2 protein-coding genes are annotated in these 3,519 nt (G+C 43.4%); one reads left to right on the top strand and one right to left on the bottom strand.

What is annotated here, in order from left to right:
- Nucleotides 1-403: 403 nt before the first annotated feature.
- Nucleotides 404-1,192: a lipase gene (locus tag ACED42_RS21530; RefSeq protein ID WP_017098611.1), complete on the top strand. Its 789-nt coding sequence runs from the start codon at nucleotides 404-406 to the stop codon at nucleotides 1,190-1,192.
- 98 nt (nucleotides 1,193-1,290) lie between these two features.
- On the opposite strand, the gene ACED42_RS21535 is transcribed toward ACED42_RS21530, so the two are convergent.
- Nucleotides 1,291-3,156, bottom strand: a complete 1,866-nt coding sequence (locus tag ACED42_RS21535; RefSeq protein WP_371704102.1) for a methyl-accepting chemotaxis protein — start codon at nucleotides 3,154-3,156, stop codon at nucleotides 1,291-1,293.
- Between the last annotated feature and the right edge of the window lie 363 nt (nucleotides 3,157-3,519).

The following is a 3,519-nucleotide window of genomic DNA, read 5'->3' on the forward strand; positions in this document are numbered from 1 at the left end:
GCGAACGCCGAGGGATTTTAAATCCCTTGTGTCTACCAATTCCACCACCAGGGCAACGCAATCATGCGATGCTGATTACTGAAGAGTAAAACACCATCTCTCCGCGACCTAAGCCGTGAGAACGAGGTGTACTTTAACGGATGAAAAAAATTCGTCAACAATAAATTTTATCATTTAATTCAAGTGATTAATTATCGAACTCTACAGAATGAATTTAGTGCAGCTTGTACGGTTCTTATTCGTAGATTTTGAGTTTGAGTTGGAATTCAAAGGCCAAATTCCCATTTTCAGACTCACAAAACACTGTCAATTCCATTGAATTAAAGAAACACTCCTTCGTTTTCATGTGCTTTTCACATTCAAAGGCTAAAGTTTTACACAACTATAATTACGAAATGAAAACGTGAAGTCACTAAAACGATACCAATATGAACGCTACGCGGTTCTTTGTAACCTCGCCTACCCGAGAGTTTTTAAACAGACTCGTTACGGTTTTGATCCTAATGGACAGCGCATCATAAAGAACCAGTTTGGCAAAACCATGATTCGAGTTTTATGGAGTAGTGACAAAGATGAAGTGGTTGTGGTTATCAAGGGATCACACAGTGTTTCTGACTGGCTACTCACTTTTGCACTATGGACAAGAAGCTGTAAAAAGATTGGGCTGAACTATCGTGTACATGCCGGTTTCTATCATCTCATGTTTCAAGAAAGCCAGCCGAGTCGTAACGAAGACAAGCTTGGGCAAACCGTTATCGAACGCTTAGAAGCGACACTCTTGCCTTTGTTAGAACAAGGGAAAAGGATTTCTATAACCGGCCACTCTTCTGGTGGTGCAATTGGCTGCGTGTTCGCAGATTACCTAGATCAAAAGTATCCAGGCTGTGTTAAGCGAATCGTGACTTTTGGCCAACCTGCGATTGGTGATTGGAATTTTCGAAAGCACTACCGTTTGAGTAAGAAAACCTACCGTATCTGTTGCGACATAGATATTGTCACCTTCATGCCGCCCGTGCCTCTGTTGTATTGGCATGTAGGGAAAGTGCTTTGGCTCTATAACGGCAGGATCTACGAAAACACACCGACGTTTATACGTCTTGGGCGCTCTGTTCTAAGTTGGTTGATCAGACCTTTTTCTTACCACTTAATGAGCAAATATATTCGCAATAAGGATTTCTTTGATAAGCACTGAGACTCATTTGAAGCTATTAAAGAAAGAGCACAGGCCTATTACTGTCTGTGCTCTTTAGTTTCTAAACCTATGTTGTTTTCTGCAATATCGATTAAAGATTAAAGCTTGAAGCGTGACAACTCTCGTTTCAAGTCACTCGCTAAATGACTTAGCTGATCGGCTTGTGAAACCGCATCGGTCGCATCAACTGCCATCACATCACTAACTTCACGAACAGATTCGGTATTCGCATTGATTTCGGCAGTAACCAGTGACTGCTCTTCAGCGGCAGAAGCAATCTGAGTCGCCATATCACTGATCATCTGAATCGCTTCACGGATTTGAGCTAGGCTCTCTCCGGCCATATCCACATCGTGTACGCTTGTTTTCGCCATATCATGGCTTTGCGTCATCACTTTCACCGCACCATTGGTCGCTTGTTGTAAGCGTTTGATCTTGTCTTCGATCTCTTCTGTTGAAGCATGAGTACGTTGAGAAAGCACACGAACCTCATCAGCAACCACTGCAAAGCCTCGACCTTGTTCGCCTGCCCTAGCCGCTTCAATGGCCGCATTGAGCGCGAGTAAGTTCGTTTGCTCCGCTATTTCACGAATCGTCGCTAAGATAGACGCGATTTGCTGACCATGCTCTTCAAGCTCACTGATGATAGACACAGCGCTTGTTAGCTCAGTAGCGAGGTCATTGATCGATGATTGGCTTTTAGCCATCTGTTGGAAGCCTTGCTCGCTCAACTCCACCGAATGAGTCGCACTTTTTGCCGTACTCTCAGCATTCGTGGCGATTTCCGCTGTTGCTGTCGCCATTTCTGTCACAGCCGTTGCCACCATCGTGATCTCATCTTGTTGCCTGCTTACACTATCACTGCGCTTCATCGCACTGGTATTAGCATGCTCGGCACCGCTGTTCATCGCGGTAGAAACTTGAGTGACGTTTTGCATCATTTGATGGAGCCGATCAACGAAGACATTAAACTTATCGGCAAGTTGACCCACCTCATCTTGGCTCGACACTTGTAGTCTTTGTGTGAGGTCGCCTTCCCCTTCCGCAATATCAGCTAATGCTTCACTCACTCGCCCTAGTTCAACTAATTGACGAGCCACAAACCATGAGGTTGCTACAGCCATAACGATCAATACAATCAAACCTGTGGTGATTTGGCTAATCAACATATCGAACAGGGGCTGCTCTAGTACGTCTTTATCCATTTCAATCACAAGTAACCAGTCAGTGCCTTTAATCGGCTCAGCCATGATGACTCGCTCGGCACCATCCACTTGAGTAAAGATCGTCGTCAAGTTTTGCGCAGCACTGTTCAAGCCAAACACACTCAGCTCTGGCGCAATATCATTGACTTGCTTAAGGATGAAATCTTTATTCTTATGAGCAACGACCGTGCCTTGCTTATCAATTAGGATCGCTCGTCCATTACCTGGAACCTGAATAGCCAACACATCTTCAATTAGCTTGTCTAATGCAAGGTTAGATGCCACAACACCTATGATCGATCCATTCTCGGTCACAGGATCGGTCAATGTCACCACTAAGGTTTGCATGGTTACACTCACGTAAGGCTTGGTTGTTACTGCGCGGTTCTCAGCTAAGGTTTGTTTATACCAACCTCGAACTCTTGGGTCATACCCCGCTTTATTCAATGAAGGATCATGACGGAACATCTCACCTTCTTTGTTACCGTAATAACTCAATCCAAACCCACCAGATACCAAGGTTTGACGTAAATGAGGAACGATATCTATTGAAGGGTTAAGCTGTACTTGTTGTTTAAGCCCATGTACTGCTTGTTTCTTATCGTAAAACCAGTCACTGATGCCCTTTGCATGGGCTTGAAGTGTATTACGACTTTCACTTTCTATAGCTTGCCAGCTGTTTGTTTGAAAAGTCTTATAACCCATGAAAAGAAGAATGGCAGATGTAACAGCAATCGCCAAAACTACAGAGAAAACCATTTTTCTCTTTAGACTAAATTGCATATTTAAGAACCTCTTATAGAATAATTAAAGAAATATAAAGAGGGACACTATCACTCATACACATGTTTTAATTAGAGTTATCCCATAAAACAATGAAACAAATTGAGCATTATGGTTAATTGTGACTTTGATTTATTTAGCGGTCTATCAACAAAGGTTCAACTTAGGATTCCACCAAAACGGCGTTGGGCTTAGCAAATATCAAAGGGAGAAATGAAGAGGTAAGGACGAAGAAACAAGAAGCAAAGTGCCAGAAACGAAAAAACCAGCCACTAGGGCTGGTTTTTCTAAATGATGGAGGCGCCTCCCGGAGTCGAACCGAGGTCCACGGATTTGCAA

This window comes from Vibrio sp. FF145, from assembly GCF_041439075.1.
Taxonomy (GTDB): Bacteria; Pseudomonadota; Gammaproteobacteria; order Enterobacterales; family Vibrionaceae; genus Vibrio; species Vibrio tasmaniensis_A.